The sequence below is a fragment of the Vibrio tubiashii ATCC 19109 genome, from assembly GCF_000772105.1.
GTDB lineage: Bacteria > Pseudomonadota > Gammaproteobacteria > Enterobacterales > Vibrionaceae > Vibrio > Vibrio tubiashii.
Genome location: NZ_CP009354.1, coordinates 1,387,653 through 1,409,318, shown reverse-complemented (window position 1 = coordinate 1,409,318; position 21,666 = coordinate 1,387,653). Strand labels below are relative to the sequence as shown.

General features: G+C 46.3%; 15 protein-coding genes. 5 read left to right on the top strand and 10 right to left on the bottom strand.

Annotated elements, in window-relative coordinates; genetic code table 11:
- Positions 1–61 precede the first annotated feature (61 nt).
- Together IX91_RS06345 and IX91_RS06340 are read right to left on the bottom strand one after the other, a co-directional pair.
- Entirely contained in the window at positions 62–1,693 is a 1,632-nt protein-coding gene (locus IX91_RS06345; RefSeq protein WP_004743425.1) for a glycoside hydrolase family 32 protein, read from the bottom strand.
- Positions 1,694–1,847: 154 nt separating this feature from the next.
- On the bottom strand, positions 1,848–2,834 hold the full coding sequence (locus IX91_RS06340; protein ID WP_004743424.1) for a LacI family DNA-binding transcriptional regulator: 987 nt from the start codon (positions 2,832–2,834) through the stop codon (positions 1,848–1,850).
- 244 nt (positions 2,835–3,078) lie between these two features.
- Between IX91_RS06340 and IX91_RS06335 the strand changes: the two genes are divergently transcribed.
- The 5 genes from IX91_RS06335 (at position 3,079) to IX91_RS06320 (ending at position 7,534) form a co-directional block, all read left to right on the top strand.
- A complete protein-coding gene (locus tag IX91_RS06335; protein ID WP_004743423.1) occupies positions 3,079–4,518 on the top strand; it encodes a sucrose-specific PTS transporter subunit IIBC in 1,440 nt (479 codons plus the stop codon).
- A 138-nt stretch (positions 4,519–4,656) separates the two neighbouring features.
- Positions 4,657–4,812, top strand: coding sequence for a type 2 periplasmic-binding domain-containing protein (locus IX91_RS25760; protein ID WP_236642862.1), 156 nt, complete (start codon positions 4,657–4,659; stop codon positions 4,810–4,812).
- 19 nt (positions 4,813–4,831) lie between these two features.
- Entirely contained in the window at positions 4,832–5,560 is a 729-nt protein-coding gene (locus IX91_RS06330) for a metallophosphoesterase family protein (protein WP_004743422.1), read from the top strand.
- Positions 5,561–5,733: 173 nt separating this feature from the next.
- Positions 5,734–6,660 (top strand): SMP-30/gluconolactonase/LRE family protein, encoded by a 927-nt coding sequence (locus IX91_RS06325; RefSeq protein WP_004743421.1) that lies wholly within the window; start codon positions 5,734–5,736, stop codon positions 6,658–6,660.
- A gap of 94 nt (positions 6,661–6,754) precedes the next feature.
- Positions 6,755–7,534 carry an IclR family transcriptional regulator gene (locus IX91_RS06320; protein ID WP_004743420.1) on the top strand — a complete coding sequence of 260 codons (780 nt, stop codon included), beginning with the start codon at positions 6,755–6,757 and terminating at the stop codon, positions 7,532–7,534.
- Here IX91_RS06320 and IX91_RS06315 read toward each other — a convergent pair.
- The 8 genes from IX91_RS06315 to IX91_RS06280 form a co-directional block, all read right to left on the bottom strand.
- Entirely contained in the window at positions 7,531–8,310 is a 780-nt protein-coding gene (locus IX91_RS06315; RefSeq protein ID WP_004743419.1) for an IclR family transcriptional regulator, read from the bottom strand. The genes IX91_RS06320 and IX91_RS06315 overlap by 4 nt on opposite strands.
- A gap of 145 nt (positions 8,311–8,455) precedes the next feature.
- A complete protein-coding gene (locus IX91_RS06310; protein WP_004743418.1) occupies positions 8,456–13,465 on the bottom strand; it encodes an NPCBM/NEW2 domain-containing protein in 5,010 nt (1,669 codons plus the stop codon).
- A gap of 144 nt (positions 13,466–13,609) precedes the next feature.
- Positions 13,610–15,133, bottom strand: a complete 1,524-nt coding sequence (locus tag IX91_RS06305) for a CoA-acylating methylmalonate-semialdehyde dehydrogenase (protein ID WP_004743417.1) — start codon at positions 15,131–15,133, stop codon at positions 13,610–13,612.
- 63 nt (positions 15,134–15,196) lie between these two features.
- Positions 15,197–16,354: an iron-containing alcohol dehydrogenase gene (locus IX91_RS06300; protein WP_004743415.1), complete on the bottom strand. Its 1,158-nt coding sequence runs from the start codon at positions 16,352–16,354 to the stop codon at positions 15,197–15,199.
- Between the two features lie 173 nt (positions 16,355–16,527).
- Entirely contained in the window at positions 16,528–18,012 is a 1,485-nt protein-coding gene (locus IX91_RS06295) for an FGGY-family carbohydrate kinase (RefSeq protein WP_004743414.1), read from the bottom strand.
- A gap of 18 nt (positions 18,013–18,030) precedes the next feature.
- On the bottom strand, positions 18,031–18,876 hold the full coding sequence (locus tag IX91_RS06290; protein WP_004743412.1) for a class I fructose-bisphosphate aldolase: 846 nt from the start codon (positions 18,874–18,876) through the stop codon (positions 18,031–18,033).
- Positions 18,860–20,632, bottom strand: a complete 1,773-nt coding sequence (locus IX91_RS06285; protein WP_004743411.1) for a glycerol-3-phosphate dehydrogenase/oxidase — start codon at positions 20,630–20,632, stop codon at positions 18,860–18,862. The genes IX91_RS06290 and IX91_RS06285 overlap by 17 nt, the downstream gene beginning before the upstream one ends.
- A gap of 43 nt (positions 20,633–20,675) precedes the next feature.
- On the bottom strand, positions 20,676–21,662 hold the full coding sequence (locus IX91_RS06280; RefSeq protein WP_004743410.1) for an aldo/keto reductase: 987 nt from the start codon (positions 21,660–21,662) through the stop codon (positions 20,676–20,678).
- Positions 21,663–21,666 lie beyond the last annotated feature (4 nt).

The following is a 21,666-nucleotide window of genomic DNA, read 5'->3' as shown; positions in this document are numbered from 1 at the left end:
AGATAAACGAAGGCCCCGAGAACTGTACTCGGGGCCTTTTTTTTGTCAGAGACCAGCAATTTTAGTTTGAACAGAAAGGCGCATTGCTCGCATTTAGACGTCTGTATCTTGCATCAAGTGACGTGCCTTTAATTGATATCCCAGTTGCGTTTTCCGCTGTAAACACTCGTGATGTCATCACCGCTTGCCCACCGTTAACAAACACTTCAATTGAAGAGTTGTCAGCCAAAATACGTAGATCAATTCTGTCCGATAACAGTGGCAGTTCACGAATCGTATCCGGTGCTCGGTTAAGTGTTTTCGAGCGGTCCATGACTAAACGTTGATTATCTGAATCAGCTTTAAGTACCAGAGCGTGCTCATCATTTTCAAATAGACGCAACTCACTCCCCCACTCTAGAGAAACACTTAAATCAAATGACTTCGTTTCTAAATCATAACGCTCTGCCGTAAGTTCAATAGACTGCTCAGCTTGCGCGAGCTGGTCAATCTCTTTGATTGGCCACTGATTCAGTTTCCCATCTTTCACTATCAATTCACGCATCGCGGTTAGTTGGTGTACCCAACCATTATCCGAAGAAGGCTGATCAACTTCATCGGGTAGTCCCATCCAACCACACATAACCCGCCTTCCATCGGCAGTTAACAAGGTTTGAGGGGCGTAAAAATCAAAGCCGTAGTCAAGATGTGTAAAGTCAGATAACTCGATACCTTTTTTGTGACTCAATTTCGCACGAGCAATGCCGTTGTGATGTGGGATGGTATTATGCTTAGAAAACGACTCAATGCCCTGAGGCCCAATCACGGCATAGGTATGGTCTGCAATCGTAAATAGATCTGGACACTCCCACATGTAACCAAAGTCACCCAACTCTTCTCCATACAGCCCTTTGAATTTCCAGTCTTTTAGGTTATCTGAAGTGTAAATCGCTAAGCGCCCTTGCAGATCGGTGGTTTGTGCTCCAAGCAACATCACCCACTCTTCACCGTAACGTACAATTTTAGGATCTCTAATATGCGGGGTGACACCTTCAGGAAGGCAATCGATCACTGGACCATGCTTGATAAAGTGATAACCGTCATTCGATATCGCTAAACACTGGGTTGTATGACGATCGCGTTGCTCACCAATTCGAGTATTACCCGTATAGAACAGCATCAATTGGTTGTCATGGCTAAGTGCATGACCAGAAAACACTCCATGAGAGTCAAACCAATCTGAAGGTGTCAACGCAGTAGATTGCCACTGCCAGTTGACCAAATCAGCGCTTGAGAGATGCGCCCAGTACTTGTCTTTATGCACGCAAGCGTGCGGATACCATTGGTAAAAAAGGTGATACTCACCATTGTGGAAGACAAAACCATTTGGGTCGTTAAGCAGACCTTGAGGCGGAGAGACATGCCAATTCGGTCGATGCGGGCATGCAGTCGGTGCTAACCTTGGTGCGAGTGCTGCACGTTGGTTTTCTGCGATGTATCGGCCTACTTTTAGCAGGGCTTCACTATCAAATGACTGAGTACGCTTAAACACCACCTGAGATTCCCCCAGTATGTCCCTAACACCTACGATAAGATGGCTGTCAGCCACTAACGAAACATCAGCAACCGCTAAAATCAGCTCATCATTAGGAACTAAAACCCGAGTAACATTGTTTTTGCCACCACAAAGGGTGAGATAGTGTTCAACAGACATCAAAAATTACCTAAAAATTGGGAACGTTTGCAAAACTACATTATCAGATTAGAAAGTACAAGAGATGTCGTGCTGTTTGGCCGCTATTGTCGTGATCAAGAGCACAAAAAAAGCCTGATAGCTCAGGCTTTTTCTTAAAGAGAATCTGTTCTGGCTAGCAGGTTTCTCGCTCAATATTTTGGAACGTTAACACGAGTTTACTCATCACTTGTGGCTTTCCGTCAATTAGCTCCAGCAACATTTTTGCACCATTTTCCCCAGCCTTATCAAAAGCATAGTTAAAGGTAGATAAACTTGGCGAGTTGATGTATCCCAGCTCGTCATTGCCGACTCCAAGAACTTTGATTTGTTTACCCACTTCAATTCCTGCCTCTTGGAGCGCTTTTATTGCTCCGACAGCAATACGGTCAGTGGCACAAAACACGCCATCCACGCTTGGGTAACTGGCAACAATTTGCTTCATGTTCGCGTAGCCTGATTCAATGCTAAACTCTCCGTGGCAATGGAAGAGCAATTGTTGGTCATTCATCGCTAACGCTTGCGTTAAGCCATCTGAGCGTAGTTTGTCGACAGCTACATCAGAATCAGGAACACCAATAAAACCAATTTGCTTGCAACCCGCCGCAAGCAGTCGATTCCCCGCTTCAAAACCAACTCGGAGATCGTCATGGACAACGCTCGGGATATTAAACAATGAACCATCTTGTCCAACGAGCACAACGGGCGCTTTAGACTGACTTATTGCTTTAACTAATTCGTTGTCGATATGCGTAGCATAAAGCACAATCCCTTCGACACGTTTCTGGTTAAACAACTGAATATATTCAATTTCTTTTTCACCAGACAATTGAGCACTCGCCAATAGGACATGTTTACCTGCTTTTTCAAACACTCGGCTTAAACCGTCAATCCCTTGCGCAGTCGCATGTGAAGAAACACGAGGTACAATCACACCAACTAAGTTGGTTTTCTGTGATTTCAGATCTTTCGCCACCTGATTGACCACATAGCCAACCTCTTCTACCGCTTTCATCACTTTAACCTTAGTGGCCTCTTTTACGCCATATTCGTTGTTGATCACTCGAGATACGGTCGATTTAGAGACTCCAGCCAGTTCTGCGACGTCATGTAAGCTTGCCATTGAGGGCTCTCATAATAAGTTATTGGGATTGTTTGCAAAAAGTACCAGATTTCAAAGCAATTTCCACCTTGCCCAATCGGTTTAGCAAAATATTTTAGCAGATCTATCTCACATAAAGCCCCAATATGTTTTGACTCATTTCCATTGATCGCAAAGAATCGGCTTTGCAAACGTTCCCAAAAAGTATTCAACACCTTTTTGAACTATTAACTAGATAAGTAGAAGATAACAACCGGGGTTTGGAATGAACTATCCAATTATTGCAAAAGAGCTGCTGGAGCTTCTTGGAGGCAAAGATAACCTTCAAGCGCTCGCCCACTGTGCAACACGCCTGCGTTTAGCGCTAAAAGATGACTCAATCATTGATGAAGAGGCTATCGCTAACCTTGACGGGGTAAAAGGCCAATTTAAAGTTGCTGGTCAATATCAGATCATTTTTGGTTCTGGAATTGTTAACCAAGTCCATGCAGAAATGGCAAAACTTACTGGCATGATTGAGATGTCAACCAATGACGTCGCAAGCGCCGGAGCAGAAAAACAAAACATTGTGCAACGCGCGGTAAAAGGCTTGTCTGATATCTTCGTTCCTATCATTCCAGCCATTGTTGCGGGTGGTCTGTTGATGGGTATCTTTAACTTGCTCACAGCGAAAGGACTGTTTATCGACGGACAATCCTTGATTGATGCAAATCCTGGACTCGCTGATCTTGCAAGTATGATTAACACCTTTGCTAACGCGCCTTTTGTCTACTTGCCAGTACTTCTTGCTTTCTCTGCCAGCAAAAAATTCGGTGGCAACCCATTCTTGGGAGCTGCGTTAGGTATGTTGATGGTCCACCCAGATCTGCTTAACGGCTGGGGATTCGGTGGAGCCAGCGTTGCGGGGACTATCCCGACTTGGAACATCTTCGGTTTTGAAATCCAAAAAGTGGGTTACCAAGGTTCAGTTCTTCCCGTTCTTGTCTCTGCATACATTCTAGCCAAAGTAGAAAACGGCCTGCGTAAAGTTATCCCTTCAGTATTGGATAACCTGCTGACTCCTATGCTCGCCATTTTCATTACAGGTTTCTTAACGTTTACGCTTGTTGGTCCTATCACTCGTGATATCGGTTTTCTACTTGGTGACGGCCTAAACTGGTTATACGATTCTGCAGGCTTCATAGGTGGCGCGCTATTCGGCTTCATTTACGCACCATTTGTTATTACCGGTATGCACCACAGCTTTATTGCCATTGAAACACAGTTACTCGCTGACATCGCAGTGACTGGCGGTACTTTTATTTTCCCAATTGCCGCTATGTCAAACATCGCACAAGGGGCTTCTGCGCTTGCGGTTGGTTTTACCACTAAAGATACCAAGCTAAAAGGAATTGCTATGCCATCTGGTGTAACGGCCTTACTTGGTATTACCGAGCCAGCAATGTTTGGTGTAAACCTTAAACTTCGTTACCCATTTATCGCAGCCGTTATCGGTGCAGCCGCATCAAGTGCCTTTATCACTCTATTCAATGTTAAAGCACAAGCTTTAGGAGCAGCTGGACTACCAGGTGTTATTTCGATTGTGCCAGATAAACTAGGTTACTACGTGGCGGGTATGGCTATTTCATTCGCTGTTGCATTTGGCCTAACCTTGGTACTCGGCGCACGTGAGCGTATCAAAAGTACAAACGCTGCCACAGCTTAAAGTCGGTTCTTAAAGGACTAGACCCCCCGTAGTCAAAACACGTTTTGACTCCTGCCCCACTTTCTAGTGGGGCTTTTCTGATTTACGCTATTAGACCTTGTTCCTCACGGACTCGGCATCACAGAACTACCCGATTATATGGCTAAAGAGTTTGAAGAAAATGGTAAGCTAATTAACGTCCTACCCGATTGGAAATTCAAGCCTGTGACCCTTTATGCGCTATACCCTAGTCACAGAGGCGCAACACCTAAAGTTCGGGCATTACTCGATTATTTAAACAACGTATTAAAATAAATTGGCTAGTTAAAAAATAATGAAAACCGTCTATCAAATTAGTGATTGTCACCTGAGCGATGAATCAAGCTATGAGAACCTAAAACAAGCTCTGGTTCATGCAGAGCAAGATACCGACTGTGACACACTACTTCTCACCGGCGATATTTGCTGTAACCCAAAGCCCGGAGACTACACTAAGCTCGTCGCCTTTGTTACTCAGTATGTCACCAATAAAACGATTTTTGCCATCGCAGGGAATCATGATGACTCTCAACTGATGAGGAAAGAACTTAAAGGTTCAGTCATTCAAGTTGCCGATAAAGCTAAGATTCATGGTCGAGATGTCTTATTCCTCGACTCAAGCTATAAGCCGATAGATGCTCAACATCCGCTTGGTTCGGGCCGCATAGATAACCGTGGCCTAGCCAAGCTTAGAAAACAAATTCGAAAGACAAGCAACCCTATTGTGGTTATCCACCACCCTGTGCTCCCAGTTGGTGCGGATTGGATGCAAGCTATTCGCTTAGAAAACGACACGCAACTCATGGCACTTTTACGCAAGCATCAGGTAAAAGACGTTATTTGCGGCCATGGCCACGATGGCATCGTTGAAACAAGGCAAGGCGTTACCCAGTATATGGCGCCTGCCACAGCGTATGGATTCGATCACTCTATTAATGAATACAATCGCAGTGAGAAAATCGGGCTTAGTCGATTCACATTAAGTTTAGAAACCATCGACTATCAAGCCATTTATCTTGGCTAATTCTGAGCTTTGCTTACTAGGCGCATCGGAACAAATAAATGCTCCGTTAATTGTCCTGATTGGCATTAAGTGAGGCATGATTTTTGGTCCATCTCACATTCTGAAGCATTAAACCTACACCATCAAAAATAGATCCTATATTGATACAATAAGTATCAATATAGGATCTATAAATGTATACCGTTGAAGAAGTAAAAACCGTGATTGGCGAGTCTCCAATCTGGAATTCAAACACACAATCCTTGGTTTGGGTAGAAGCTGCAGGCAAAGAGGTATTTGAATACAGCACCAATGCTAAGAAGATTCACCACTATCACCTCCCTTTCGAGGTGACCGCCGTTGTCCCGTGCGATAATAATTATTGGATATTCGCCAGTAAGCAGGGTTTGTTTTATAGCACACCACGCTTTGATCACTTTACGCCAATCGGGGATCCTTGTGCTAACGCCGCTCATCTCCACTTGAATGATGCTGTTGCTGCTCCAAGCGGAGAGTTATGGTTTGGTTCAATGAACTGTCAGCACTTAGAGTCTGCTGACGGCACGTTGTTTAAACTCAGCGAGCAGCAAATTACCGCGCTCGACGACGGTTTTAGCGTCGCAAACGGCATCGCCTTTAACACCGAACTCAAGCGAGCTTACTGCTCAAATATGTTCCAGAGAAAAGTCTACGAGTACCAACTTGATGAAAGCATGACGCGAATCTTGGACAAACGCGTATTTGTCGAGTTTAGCGACAAACAAGGTTTCCCTGATGGTCTGAGTGTTGACCAAGCAGGCAACCTCTATATTTGTCATTGGGATAATGGTGGTATCTCCTATTATCGCCCATCTAGCTTTGAAATAGGCAAAGGCGAGAAATTAGGGCAAATTAGCTTACCCGTAAAACACGCGACGCGCTGTACTTTCGGTGGAGATGATTACGCGACCTTGTTCGTTACCACAGCGAGCTATGAATTAACGACTTATGAGCAACAGCTTTACCCACTCTCAGGCCAATTATTTATCCTCGAATCTCCGACTAAAGGCACACCAGAACACAAGGTCAAGGCTGAGTCTTTGATCCCAGCCGTAAAGGAGAGAACAGAGTTAACCAGTTGAAACTAGTTGAAGAGTTTGGGATTATAAAAGCTGTTTCCACCCATTTCGTGGTCAATTGGCTAAATTTAGGGTGAGCTTTTAAAAGGAATCAAAGGTGTCGGATAAAACTAACTCAGTTGATCGATTGATCAGCATTATTGAAAAAATTGGTGAAGCGAAGAGCCCTCTTCCTGCGTCCGATATTATCTTTGACACCGGAATTCCAAAGCCTACCTGCCACCGTCTGCTCCAGCAGTTGGAAGAAGCCAAATACATTCAACCCGACGAACGTGGTCACTTTTATCCCGGTTCGCAAATGCTTTCCATTGCACTTGATGTAAAGTGGACCAATCAACATAAGCTGCAAAGACAAGCGATTCTTCATGGCTTAGCAAATAAGCTCGAAGAAACCTGTGGTTTAGCGTTAGCCAATGATGATCCAATGCCTCATATGGTGTATTACGATCGCATTCAAACTAACTGGCCACTGCAAATTGTTATTCCTGTCGGCTTCCCTACTCCACTATGGGCGTCAGCAAGTGGCAAACTCTATTTAAGTACACTAACACCGCCTCAATTGCGCCGTGTTCTTAGTAAAATAGAGCTTACTCAATGTGCCAAAAATACGATTACTGACAAGCAGTCATTAAAAAAAGAGCTCTCGCAGATCCAGCGCAGAGGCTATAGCGTTGATAATGAAGAATTTATTGACGGAATGGTTGCGATTTCACTACCGCTCTACGATCACGATGGAAACTTTATGGCTGCACTTTTCTGTCACTGTCCAAAAAGTCGTAAGGATGTTGCCGATCTAGAGAGCTTTTTACCAATCCTACGTTCAGCGCAGCGCAGCTTGGAAACCGTCTATCAAGATATGAAACAGCAGTTTGGCTAAGCGAGCTCTGACAAAGTAAATTCGTGAATCTCTTTCGCCGCTGCCTGCATTTCTGGCAAGTAGGTTTTCAGCACTTCGATAGGAGTACGAAAACTTGGCGCATGGCAAAACAGATAACCAAAAATAAAATCATCACTACCGATTGGAACGGACACAGCAACCATACCATCAACAAACTCTTCGTTGTCTTCACCGAACCCTTGTTCACGTATTCGTTTCAACTCTTCAAGAAACAAACCTTCGTGCGTAATGGTTTTAGGGGTGTACTCACGCAACCCCATATTCTGCACTACGTTTTCGAGAATCGATTGTTCTAAGCTCGCAAGGTATAGTTTGCCTGACGCTGAAGCTGCAATAGGAACCGGACTCCCTTCGGCTAAGTTAATCTGTAGCGGCCAATTACAATTAACACGCTCAAAATAGGTCATCTCAATCCCGTTGGGGACAGAAATACCACACGTCTCGCCTATCTTGTCCGCTAGACGCTGCAAAACTTCACCGCGCTGCTTCGAAAAACGTTGGCTTTTTAGAATATCGTGCGAAAGAGATTGAAGTGAAGGACCTGCAATCAGTCGACCGACAATGTTTTCCTGCAGGTGACCTGAAGAAACTAACTGATTGATAAGCTTGTTTGCGGAAGCAATCGGCATTGATAGCTGCTCTGCGACAGCCTCTCTATCTAACTGACCACGACTACGAGCAACAACCGCGATGACTTGTAATACGCGATCAAGCGTCGAACCTTTTGTAGAACTGGCCGAATGAGATGCTGACATAAGCGATTGTTCTTCCTTGAGATAAGCCGTTAACTACCTAATAGCCTATTGCTTTTGTCTTTAGAGCGCAATATTGGAAGCGGTTTGGCAGTCTAAAAAACAAGGGCTTACTCATGTAAGCCCTTTAATCGTTTACTCAGAAAGTTTACTGATGCAATTGTGCGTTCCCCCAGCTCGCATGATCATATCCGTTGCCATCACCACCATCGTTTACGTTAAGGGTAATGGAGGTTTTGTCACTCGGAATGTCTATTGAGACCGGCTCAGCGCCATCCGAACCTGTTAAAGTCGCGCTTTGGAAATAAAGAACATCATCAAGCTCAACCTGAAATACGACCGAACCCGAATTTCCTACTTCATCATCAACACCAACACTCGCGGTAAATCGGCTGTATTGCCCCGCTGTAAATGAATAGGTAATGGTAGAGTTTGCGTGTACCCCTAGCCCTTTAGCAAAAGCTTGACCACCAATAGAAATAGCTGTGCCATCTTGGGCATTACGCTCACCATTACTCATGTTCTTCTCTATTGGCCCCCAGCCATTGGTTGAAGCGTCTTCTTGGATATCACTAAGGAAGACAGTATCTGGAACATTGGGTGCACTGCCGGGGTTTTCTGTCACAAACAGATTGCCGGTTCCATTGTCTGAAGGATGTATCCAATTAGTGCCACCTTCCGGGTCAAAGGCGAACGCAAATCCAGTATGTGGACCACTTCCACCACTGCCATTACTTAGTCTCAGCTCAAACTGATGCCAGCCTGGCGACAGATTTAAGTTAGCGGTAGAAACCCTATCACTCCATAAATCACTGCTTAAGACTAATTGTCCATTAATCCACAATCGGGTCTTATCATCATTGTTTTCGCTAAATGAGATTTGACCGTCAGCATCATAGATGTAACCCGTATACACCTCCGTCGTGTTGCCTGCGATAGCATCTTCTGTCTCACTGAGACTGGTAGTGATCGATGTTTTAGGGTTAGCGTCAGTTTCATTGATGTTACCCGACAAAGTGCCATAGAACAGACCGGGAACGGCACTGCTGCCCCCTTCGCTAGGTATACGCAACTTGGCATCACCCCATGAGCCATGATCATTACCAACACCGTCACCAGCATCAGAGACAATCAACTTCAACTCTTGAGCGCCATTACCTATATTGACCACAACATACTCAGCCACATCACTTCCACGTAAAATGCTACTTTGGTAAGCCATCACGCCATCGAGCCATACTTCGAATACAACCGAACCCGAGCTGCCCGTTTCATCATCGACCCCAATGAAGGCAGTAAATTGGTCGTAATTCGCGCCGGTCAAACTGTATATGACTTCAGAGTAAGCATGAACACCAAGTCCTTTGGTAAACTCGCTGCCGCCAATTGAGATGGTTTGCCCATCGCCTGCGGAGTTCTCACCAACACTGGTGTCTTTTTCGATTGGACCCCACCCATTTGATGAAGAGGTTTCCGTCAAGTCGCTGAGGTAGACATAGGCGGTTGCCTGCGGAGGCTCAGGGACAACAATCGGTGGGCCCTCATACTCTAATTGCTTGAGATAGGCGACCAATGCAGCACGTTCTGAGTTATCCGAAACCGTATGTTGCGTGCCAATCAGCAGGGCATCGTCTAACGTAGCCGCTTGACCGTTATGGAAGTATGGTGCACTCCCCCAAAGCCCAATTAAGCTTGGCGTATCAAACCCAACACCTGCTAGTGGCGCGCTAATACCTTGTCCAGAAGAAGCCTGAATAGTTCCGACATCATGTTTTTGCATATCGGTATAATAGACACCAGAGTGACAAGTGTTACAGCCCTTAGACTCGAACAGAGCTTGACCCGTTTGAGCCTCGCTGGTTAAAGACCCGTTAGCGTTACGATGAGGGCTACGAGGAAACTTGTTCAAGCTACTGACGTAAAAAGCGAGGTTATCCAAATCTTCACTTTTGCCCGACTTTGACGCTCCTAGTGGATTTTCAGTTAATGCGAATAGCGCATCAATCATGAAGCCTCGACCACCGAAGCCATAACGGATGTCGTTCTCAAAGTCTTGGATTTCATCAAAGTTCGCCGTCCAATGGACACGTCCATTACCTGTTCCGGTTTTTCCTAGCAACGAAATAGTATTACGAAGCCCTTCACCGCGATCTGTGAAATCCCATACTCTATGGTCACTGTCACCATCCGCGTGACAACTTGCACAAGAAATGTAGCCATCTTGCGTCATACGAGCATCTGCAGCGTTGTAGAAGATCTGCTTCCCTTTTAGCACTCTAGGATGAAGCGACTCACTAGCAACAACGGAAACTTGGGCAAGATCGCTGATCGATCCGCGGCTAGTTAAGAAACTACTTACATCGTGAACCGAGATGGTTCTCGACATAAAGTTATGAACAAATAGCTTTGTTCCAGACAAGACCAAACCTCGTGGTGCCAAGCCTGTGTCAAAGATTTCTCCTGCTCGATTGAGATTATAAGCGCTGCGAATTTCGATGCTGTTTTGACCTTCAATAGCAATGAAGACTAAGTCACCAATGTCACTGAAAATCGCCGATTTAGGTTGTGCACGATCGTCAATATCGAGCGCGCTAGGCATAACACTACGCGCATTGAGGTCGAGTCGATTGACTACCGCGCGAACCGTAGTTTCAAAAGTCAGCTTCTTAGTCGCATCACCTTCTAGATAAGGTCCACGATCCACATTGGCCTTATTAGACGGTAACCATGCCGTATAACCATCCGGAGAAATAGCGACTGAGTCAAGGTAGTTAGCCACGCCTCGGCTTCGGTCAGGGCCATCTATGGTCGCGGTATCTTTGGCAATCTGGTAGCCCTGATCTATGGTCATACTGCCAACATCTACCGCGACAACCTCCGCATACGCCTGCGGTGAAATAAAGCGAGTCACCAACACCTGTGACGACGCACTGTCAATCGCAATACCTCTTGCGCTGTGTCCAACATCAACCGTCCCAAGAACAGACTTACTCACTGGGTCGATCTTTATTAACTGCCCACTGGCTTGAAGGGATACAAAAACACTGCTGCCATCGGGAGTAAACGCAATACCGAAGGGCTGACTACCTCGTGGCAGCGGTACTGTCTCTTGTAACTGACCTTGTGCATTTAACACCGAGAGACTAGCGTCTGCCTGATTTACAACCCACAAATGACCATTTGGAGCTTTCGCTAACGTACGAGGTTGATCGCCGACGGAAGATTCCCACTGCTTCGCGAACGGAGCGACGTTACTAATCGCGCTGACTGTGTCATTGTCTTCATTGACTACAATGATTTGACCATTTGCCTCAATGATGGTTGATGAAGCCGTTGGGGCAATGGAAGTTGGTTGGCGATAAACTGTCACAGGAACCGATTTACTGCTTTCAAAAACGCCGTCAGAGGTCGTTTCGCGTACCGTTACCACCGCTGACCAATGGTTTGGGTTACCATACACATGACTCGCACTACCGCTGCTCGAAAACGGTGTAGGGTTGCTTCCATCACCAAAACTCCACGAGTATTCGATACTGCCACCTAACAAAGGTGAAGCCGTCGCGCTGACATTAGTGCCACTTCCTAGCGTGATTTTGTCATTGGCCGAGACGGAAATATCGTGACCCACTTGTGACCCTGTCGCAAAACGATACTCCGTTCTCCCCATGACGTTCCCAGCAAAGTCCGTGATACCATCAAGGACCACTTGGTAAATACTGTCTGCATCAAGTGACTGTGTTGGAGTGAAGTGAATAAAGCCTAAATTGGTACTGTATTCACCTTGGATTGGAGTCGCACTGCCCAGTTTAGTCACAGTAAACGTATTGCTGTTGACTGAGTCCATAAGGATGCTGTCAGACAACGCTAGCCCAACTCGTGTGGTTAAAGGCTGTAACGTTGAGTCTATCGCTGGGTTTGCTGCCGAAATATACGGAGGCACAACGTCAGGCGAGCTCTGATGAGCAATTAAACCGTTCCCTGAACCGTGATCGTTACCTACCCAGACGAGGTTACCAAAGGGAAACACTTGTCCATGGTCGGTGTTACTACTGGTCGCATTGAGCGAGCTGCGGCCTAACTCCCGAATGTTATTGATATCACTAACATCGAGCACCGCTATATCATCTTGGTTACCAAGGAAAAGCTTGTTGTCTTGAACGTTACAGTAAAGATTTTCAAACCCAGTCAGTGTTTCATTGACCAGTTGCATTGGGTTAGTGGTTGTATCATAAACGCGTAGTGAGTCACTGGTACTTCTCGCCCCAAAATAGGCGTACTTACCATCCCAACAAGAGGCGTAATACTTCTCTGGTAGACGATTGACCGTTTTCACCAAACTTGGGTTCACCGGATCATCAATATTAAGGATCGAGAAACCCGCTGTTCCCTCCATACTGGAGATAAACATACGGTTGCCAAGCGCAAAAATGGGCCCGACATTAAAACCGCCTAACTCCGAGTTAGGCACGGTTTTGACCAAGGTCGGATTACTCATATCGCTGGTGTCGACAATGCTTATCCCGGCATTGCCGCGTGCGACATAAAGATAGGGTGCCTGCCAGAAAAGTTGCCAAGAAACGTTGTTATAGTCACCGTAATTTACGCCTGAAATAGCGAGTTTTGATAATCGAATAGGATTGTTTACATCTGACCAATCCCATATTTCTATCCCCTTACCTGTCTGGATAGCAATGGTGTTGTTTTCACCAAGACCAAATGAATGTGGCTCTCGAAACTCAGCGGTGCGAAGCCCATTACCTGTGCGGTTGAGATTAGCCAGATCTGGCTCATAGACAGTTTTGATCAGTTGCATGGCTTTTGGATTGGATACATCTAAGGCAATCCAACCACCCGGTCCACCACCACTATCGGGGGCAAACACACCCACCATATAGCCATTCAGCATGGTCATGACGTTTACGCCATAATGCTTCCTGCCCGGATAGTCTGGTGGTAAAAAATTCGTTGAGTCATCCACCAGCGGACTGGAGACATGAGTGAATGCTTCTGAAGAGCTATAAGTCAGGTTTCCCAGACCAGGCCCTTGGGTAGCATTCGCTGAATATGTAAACGAGGTGGATACCAACCCCGCTAAGACACTGCTTACAACAGGGCGACGCCAAGTCTTAACAGACTTCATGAAGCTTGTGGCTTTCATCGCCTTCTCCTTGTTTTTATGGTCATTAAACAAAGCTCACTTTTTGGAAAAAGTGAGCACCTAAAAACATGAAGAGGACAGATCGACTTACCCTACTACATCAACTTGACGCGAACCGACTACGCACCTCCCCACGTAACTGGATCATTTCATCGTCGGCATAACAAACTCTGCTTGCGCGTGTGAAGTCGGTGTCGCGTTCGATTTAACACTGGAAGTCGGCCAGCGAGTGGTGATTGCCTTCATTCGCGTAAAGAAACGGACTCCATCCGGCCCATGCATATGCAGTGGGCCAAATAGCGAACGTTTCCAACCACCGAAACTATGGAACGCCATTGGCACTGGGATAGGCACATTGACGCCAACCATGCCCACTTGAACATTTGCAGTAAAGTCTCTTGCGGTGTCACCGTCTGCGGTAAATATCGCGGTGCCATTACCATATTCGTGGTCATTAATTAATTTCAGTGCTTGCTCGTAGCTATCAACTCGCAACACACAAAGTACAGGGCCAAAAATCTCTTCTTTATAAATGGTCATCTCTGGCGACACATGGTCAAACAGAGAACCGCCAACAAAGAAGCCTTCGCTGGTTTTCGCCAGTTCATGCTCGCGACCATCAACAACCAAAGTTGCGCCTTCACTTACCCCTTGTTCTATATAACCGCAGACCTTGTGTTTATGTTCATTGGTGATCAGTGGGCCCATGTCATTTTCAATCGTCTGCTCATACCCAGCGCCAACCTTTAACGTGGCAAGCTTATCTTGCAAACGCCCGATAAGCGCATCACCGACCTCATCACCGACGGCAACCGCAACTGAAATTGCCATACAACGCTCACCCGCTGCACCGTATGCGGCACCCATCAGTGCATTCACAGCTCCATCGACATCTGCATCAGGCATGACAACCATATGGTTTTTGGCGCCGCCCAGAGCCTGAACTCGTTTACCGTATTTAGCGCCTTCCGAATAGATATACTCAGCAATCGGAGTTGAGCCAACAAAGCTGACCGCTTGAATTCTTTCATCTTGAAGCAGCGTATCCACCGCCTCTTTGTCACCTTGGATCACATTGAATACACCATCAGGCAATCCTGCTTGTTTAAGAAGCTCAGCGACAAACAGCGGCGCTGATGGATTTTTCTCGGAAGGTTTCAAGATGAATGTGTTCCCTGTTGCAAGCGCGATTGGGAACATCCACATAGGCACCATCACCGGAAAGTTAAACGGTGAGATCCCAGCCACCACACCCAGTGGCATCATTTGCGAATGTGAGTCTACGCCAGTGCCCACATTTAAGCTGTGCTCACCTTTTTGCAAATGTGGAATACCACAAGCAAACTCGACGACTTCTAAACCACGGGTAATTTCCCCTAGGGCATCACTGAACACCTTGCCATGTTCACGACTGATAATTTCTGCCAGTTCATTGCGATTCTCTTCAAGCAGCGCTTTAAACTTAAACAAAACTCGCGATCGGTTAAGCGGCGTTGTAGCAGACCAACCCGAGAAAGCCTCTTGAGCGACACCTATCGCGTCCTCGACTTCACTACGACTAGAAAGCAGCACTTGATTGTTCGCTTTACCGGTTGCTGGGTCAAAAACTGGCTGACTTCTTTCTGACTGGCTTCTAACATATTGATTGTTGATAAAATTGCTGATCATTTTTTCTTCCTTGTTTGAATCTGTTGGGCTAAATCCGTTGGTTATAAACTGGGGTCTATCTGATCACCATGCCGCTTTGTACAAGGCAATCATGGCGGTTTTGTCTGGCACTCTTGGGTTGTTATTCGGGGAGCCGGATGCCAATGCTTGTTCCGCCATCGTCTCAAGGCAGTTCAAATACGTTTGGTGGTCAATACCAAACTCCGCCATTGATGGGACACCTAGATCAACATTGAGCTGTTTAAGCTCTTTGAGCAGACGTTCAACCGCTTGGTCATCACTGATTGCTGTATCGGCTAGCTCCATCGCTCTTGCACACTCGGCATAACGCACTTTTGCTGCTGGAATGGAGTATTCCGTTACGGTTGGTAGCAACATAGCGTTACTCATCCCATGTGGGACGTGAAAATGCGCACCAATAGGTCGGCTCATCCCGTGCACGAGTGCGACCGAGGCATTTGAAAATGCGATACCGGCGAGCGTCGCGCCAAGCATCATTTGCTCTTTGGCTTGTTGGTTAGCCGGATTGTTTACCGCCTCTCGTAGGTTTGGCGCGATCAGTTTCATTGCGTTGAGCGCCTGTTGATCAGTAAACAACCCCGCTTTGCCACTCACATAGGCTTCTATGGCATGAGTCAAAGCATCGATTCCGGTATCGGCCGTGATTCGCGCAGGGGCAGTCATGGTAAGTTCAAAATCAATCACTGCAGCAGCAGGAATTAATCCTGGCCCCATACAAAGCAGCTTTTCGTCATTTGACTCATCGGTAATGATGGTGACTTTGGTCACTTCTGAGCCTGTTCCAGCAGTTGTGGGGATCGCGATCAATGGCATGATCGGCATAGTCACTACATTAGGTACACTGTAGTCACGGATACGTCCCTGTGACTTAGCAAGCAATGCGATTGCCTTAGCACTGTCGATAACGCTGCCCCCACCAAGTGCCACTACTCCATCGTAATGTCCATCAATAGCTTGAGTTACGGCGGGAAGAATCGAAGCCTCAGTCGGCTCAGGAATGGTGTCTGTGAATGTTTCCGTTTCTACACCTGCGTCATGGATAATTTTCTGTAAGCGCTCAACTTTCCCTAACGATTGCATAACAGGGTCAGACACTATCATCACTCGTCGACAACCTAACTGAATCGCTATCTCACCGACCGTGTTGAGCGCCCCTTGACCAATTTGCAAAAGCTTTGGTAAAACAATTGCTTGACTCATATTTCACCTCAATATCAATACCGATACATTTAGTATCATTATTTAAAATTATTTATTTTGGGCGAGTTAAGCCCTCCACATGACACGCTATGTGTTCGTTCGTGGTTAATTACTCTCGGATTAGGCGCTGCTAACTAGAATCCTTTATTAGCTAGAAAACCATTAACGACCTACTAAGCCGCACCAATCGCGCCTTTTAATAATTTGTATTTTTCAAAACGCGCGGCAAAAAAGTCCACTCGTTCTGGCTTTGGAGCAAAGTGACGACTTGTTAGTGACTCAACAGTATTACTTAGCTTTACGTCACCGCACACGCTGCTAAGAGCCATCATAGCGACACCTCTAGCGCCGACTTCATCAGATGTACTGGCATCGACTTCAACATTGAGTACATCAGCAAATAGCTGGCACCAATAGTCACTTCTCGATGCCCCACCACTAATAGCAATAGAATCTATTGGGTAACCGGCTTGGCGCAAACGAGAAATATGTTCAAGATGAGCAAAAACGATTCCCTCGTAAAAGGCGTAAACAACATGAATATCCTGATGCCAACCTTTCAATCCCAACAGACTAGCCATCGGCGGCTGTTTATCTGTTGTGCCATAAAGATAAGGCAAAAACATGGGATATTCAGCGTTGATTTCTAGCAGGTTAAGCTGCTGATTAAACTCTTCAAAGATCGAACCACCAGCCTCTTGTGCTTGTTGCTGTTTCTTAGTAAAAAACCGTTGCACGAGCCACTCAAGGTTAGACGCGGAACAGGTGCTCGATTCAATCGCAAGGTATTGTCGCTCATTCATCTTACACGCCATAAAAACCTCTTGTGGCGGAAGTGAATCCGTTACCACCTGATTGATGTTCCAAGTTCCTGCGACAACTGACGTACTTCCCGTACTATCCGCTTCAGAGCCATACGCACAAGCCACCACATCAAACATACCTGCAATCACTGGCGTGCCGATCGCTAATCCGGTTACCTCAGCCGCTTGAGCCGTTACTGCGCCAATCACATCTTGGCTGTTATAGATAGGCGGCAACTTAGTTTTGATGTCCGTAATGCCGTAGAATGTTAGTAGCTCTTCGCTAACCGTATCACTTTCAAAATCAAACAAACCAGATGCCGTAAGATCGCCCCATTCGGTAGCGCATTCTCCTGTTAATTGAAAGTTAAGATAGTCTTTACAAAACAGCACCTGACCAATGTTCTGATAAGCGTCGGCTTGGTGGCATTTAAGCCAATGAAGTAGAACAGCAGTTTGGGAAGACCAAACACCTTGCCTGTTTCTTCTCACTAACGCCTGATAATCGGCCGACGCTTGTAATTGGCTCACCTCATGCTCTGCTCTATTATCAAGTGACTTGATTGCCAACAGAGGTTGACGTTTTTCATCAAGCAAATAAACCCCGTTACCATGCCCACTGCAACCTAAAGCGGCAATTTGACTAGCTTCTATACCCGCCCCAGCAATGACTCGACGTATTGCATCGGCGCACAGTTGCCAGCACTCAGCTAAATCCGCTTCTGTGTGATCGGGATGGGGAATATGAGTGGGATAATTGTTTGCTACTGCGGCTACCTCTGTGCCATTTTGATCAAAAAGCGCAGCTTTTACCGCCGTATTTCCACAATCGATTCCTAGCGCGTATGAGCTCATATTCCCTCCTATACTTCTTTACTTATCGCCAACGTAGATATTCATCGCCTGCTCAGTAGAGGCATCATTGTGAATCATCGCCATCAACGCATCTACCACTCGGCTTGGGTTCGGGTGCTGATAAATATTGCGGCCATACACCATGCCCAAGGCTCCTTGATCGAGTAGTGCTCTCGCTTTCGCAAACACTGATTCAATATCTTCCCTGCCGCCACCGCGTACAAGTACTGGACAACGCGCCGCTTCGACAACTTTATGGAAGTCATCAGCATGTGTAGTTGGGTCAGCTTTGATAATATCTGCGCCAAGCTCACGGGCCATACGCACTAGCGTGACAATTTTTTCGCAGTCACCGTCAACCATGTAAGCTTGACCGTGTGTATTTGGCTGCATGACCAAAGGCTCTATCATCAATGGCATACCATACTTTTCACACTCTGCTTTTACTTTGCTGATATTGTCTACGCATTGCTTAAACAGCTCTGGTTCGTCGGGCAGCATAAACAAGTTAACCACCACACACGCCGCGTCCATTTGCAAAGCTTGAATCAAGGGCTGCTCAGCATTTTGTAGCAAAGCCCACATATGACGATGACGCTCAGCGTTATAAGGGTTACCCAAATCAATACGCATAACCAATGCAGGTTTGTCTTTACCATCGACGGTTTGCAGTAAGTCGGCTTGGCCTGCGTTCATCTGAATGGCATCTGGCTTCGCTTTAACGAGCTGACCGACCACTGAAGACATATCTTCTAATCCGTCGAGAAACGATGGCTCATTGCACACGCCATGATCTATCGCTACATCGAGGCATCGTCCATTGCTGAATAAGCGATTCATCCTCACTTTATTGGTTAAATACATACTCTTCTCCATTTACGAGTTGTTCGTTTTCAATAATCTTTGTTCGCGTAACCGCTTCACTGTGGCTTAGAGGTTGATCCAGCACGACTCCGTGTAGATTAAACAGCACCTCTTGGGCGTTTTCACGATCGGCGACTTTTTCTGTCTCACTCCAATTGAAATGAGTTGCCACCAGTTCTGAAAGCTCATCAAATACTTGGCTATTTAGCTTGCCTTCAATCGCAATCGAGGTGCGACGTAAGATGACATCTAAGGTGGTGGCGACAAATTCGGTTTGTAAGATGTAATTGATTTCGCCTACGGTGTAGTCTGGCAATGAGCGCAAGGGCTGATCACAATGACTGTCCAAACGACGTAATAGCTCTTCACACTTGGTGCCATAACGCTTCAACCAGACACTAAGTTGATGCATTGAGCGGTACGGGTAGCTCTCTCTAAGTCGGTACAGGTAGAGCTCTTGTTCGCTTTCGTTGGCCGGATAATTAGCGCCGCCACCAATCGCTTTTTGCTTGGTACTGCATCTTCTTTCGATGTTGAGCGATGCCAACAACTCATCGGCCACCTCTTCACCAAAGGCCCTAAAGGTTGTCCATTTGCCCCCGATCAACGAGTACACTTTTGTCTTACCAATGCTGTCTCGTTTTATTGCATGACTTCTAGGAATTTGCCCCGTTGTCGAAGTGTTGACCGATGGCAAAGGACGCACGCCACAAAACTGATAAACAATTTGCGAACGGCTAATTTCTAACTCCGGCAGCACACCTTTCAGTGAAAGTAGTATGTAGTCAATCTCTTCCTCGGTGCACTTTACGGACTCGGGGTCACTGACGGGAATGTCCGTTGAACCGATGAGCACCTTGCCAAAATATGGAAATAAAATGCACACTCGCCCTTCGCTGTTCTCATAAAACAGCATGTTGCCATCTAGCTGATCGACGAGCTGCTGGTTGTCGACAATGATGTGTGACCCCTTAGTGCCCTGCATGTATTGGCTAGGTGCTTGTAGCAAGCCATTGGTGAAATCCACCCAAGCACCGGTCGCATTGACAATGTGCTGAGTACTAACATTGACCGAATTACCTGACTGTCTCTGGTTAAGACGTAATTCACCGTCGTTAAACTGGGTCACTTTGCTATAGTTGAGCGCGATTCCACCCGCTTCAATGCCCTCTTGAATAAGCTCAATGGCCAAGCGTTCTGGAGAGCTAATCCAAGCATCGAAATAGGTCGCACTACTGCGTACTTGATTACCCATTAAAGGCCAGCGCTGACGCGTTGATTTGGCAGAATGCATTTTATGAGCAGGCATAAGCTGATCGCGCTTGGTAAACCAATCATATAGCGTCAAGCCAAGCTTAATCACCACTGAGCCCCGCTGTGATGGGCGATCTTTCAAACCTAAGAACTTTAACAATCCATCGAACATTCCTGACCAAGTGGAGTAAATTGGTATCGTTGTTTCCAGCGGAGCAACCAAATGTGGAGCGTTATCCAAAAGGCGATTGCGTTCAAATAGCGCTTCTTTCACTAAATCAAACTCGCCATTTTCGAGGTAACGTAAACCCCCATGGATCATTCTCGACGGTGCAGCGCTGGCTTTGGAGCAAAAGTCATCTTTCTCAACCATCAAGACTTTCACACCTTGCAATGCCAATTCCCTAAACACGCTAATCCCATTGATGCCGCCACCAATCACGACGACATCAAACTCATTCGTCGTTTCTAAACTGTCAAATCCGGTCTTATTATTTTTCATTGCGCTCCCTGCCAACTATCTGGGTGATCCCGAACGACCCGTACTAAGCCAGTTCAAGCTCACCAAAGAACTCATGCGATTTAGCATCTATAAATTTGACTTCTTCATGAGTCAGTATCACTTGTCCTGCCGCCGCGTTCTCTATCGCCTGCGCTGCATTTCGAGCACCACATAGTGCATAAGTGATCCCTGGCTGTTGCAATGTCGCCGCAATCACTAACTGAGCCACAGAGATATTCTTCTGACGCGCAATGGGTTCAATTGATTGGCAGAACTGCTGTACCCATCGACGGTTTTCGACAGTAAACATTGGATCTGTGATACGTTGGTCATCTCCGGTAAATGTGCGCTCTGGAGAGATTTTTCCACTCAATAGCCCCATCGCCAAAGAAGAATAGCTAAGGCAAGACACTTGAGTTGCGATCGTTTTCGACAGTAGGTTCTCCTCAAGCTGTCGTTCGATCAGATTGTATTTCTCTTGCACCGCATCCACGACGCCGCATTGTTGATACGCCGCCAATTCCGCTTGATTGGCATTGCTGATCCCTATTGCTCGGATCTTGCCGGCTTTTTTTAACGCAAGTAACGCGTCCATCGTTTCTTCAACTGGGGTCGTTGGGTCTTGCCAGTGAGTGATGTACAGATCTAAGTAGTCGGTCTGCAAACGTTTCAAACTTTGCTCAACTTCATAGTGGATAGCATCTGCGCCTAAGTAACGATGGACAGGTTTACCATTCTCGTCGAAGAAATGATTACCTTTATCTGTGTGCCAAACCAAACCGCATTTCGTCGCCAATACAACTTGCTCGCGCTTGCCCTTTATAGCTTTGCCTACCAACTGTTCGGAAACACCTAAGCCATACGCAGGAGCAGTATCAATCAGCGAAACACCACAATCCAATGACGCATGAATGGCTTCAATTGCCGCTTTTTCGTCAGTGCCACCCCACATCCAGCCGCCCATTGCCCAAGTGCCTAAGCCGATCACTGATGCATGAATGCCTGATTGTCCAATCTCTCTTGTTCGCATAACT

Bases quoted from the DNA above. Each gene is read 5' to 3' on its own strand.
- IX91_RS06310 (WP_004743418.1), bottom strand. From the start codon at position 13,465: ATGAAAGCCACAAGCTTCATGAAGTCTGTTAAGACTTGGCGTCGCCCT.
- IX91_RS06325 (WP_004743421.1), top strand. From the start codon at position 5,734: ATGTATACCGTTGAAGAAGTAAAAACCGTGATTGGCGAGTCTCCAATC.
- IX91_RS06345 (WP_004743425.1), bottom strand. From the start codon at position 1,693: ATGTCTGTTGAACACTATCTCACCCTTTGTGGTGGCAAAAACAATGTT.
- IX91_RS06340 (WP_004743424.1), bottom strand. From the start codon at position 2,834: ATGGCAAGCTTACATGACGTCGCAGAACTGGCTGGAGTCTCTAAATCG.
- IX91_RS06285 (WP_004743411.1), bottom strand. From the start codon at position 20,632: ATGAAAAATAATAAGACCGGATTTGACAGTTTAGAAACGACGAATGAG.
- IX91_RS06330 (WP_004743422.1), top strand. From the start codon at position 4,832: ATGAAAACCGTCTATCAAATTAGTGATTGTCACCTGAGCGATGAATCA.
- IX91_RS06295 (WP_004743414.1), bottom strand. From the start codon at position 18,012: ATGAGCTCATACGCGCTAGGAATCGATTGTGGAAATACGGCGGTAAAA.
- IX91_RS06315 (WP_004743419.1), bottom strand. From the start codon at position 8,310: ATGTCAGCATCTCATTCGGCCAGTTCTACAAAAGGTTCGACGCTTGAT.
- IX91_RS06300 (WP_004743415.1), bottom strand. From the start codon at position 16,354: ATGAGTCAAGCAATTGTTTTACCAAAGCTTTTGCAAATTGGTCAAGGG.
- IX91_RS06290 (WP_004743412.1), bottom strand. From the start codon at position 18,876: ATGTATTTAACCAATAAAGTGAGGATGAATCGCTTATTCAGCAATGGA.
- IX91_RS06335 (WP_004743423.1), top strand. From the start codon at position 3,079: ATGAACTATCCAATTATTGCAAAAGAGCTGCTGGAGCTTCTTGGAGGC.
- IX91_RS06280 (WP_004743410.1), bottom strand. From the start codon at position 21,662: ATGCGAACAAGAGAGATTGGACAATCAGGCATTCATGCATCAGTGATC.
- IX91_RS25760 (WP_236642862.1), top strand. From the start codon at position 4,657: ATGGCTAAAGAGTTTGAAGAAAATGGTAAGCTAATTAACGTCCTACCC.
- IX91_RS06305 (WP_004743417.1), bottom strand. From the start codon at position 15,133: ATGATCAGCAATTTTATCAACAATCAATATGTTAGAAGCCAGTCAGAA.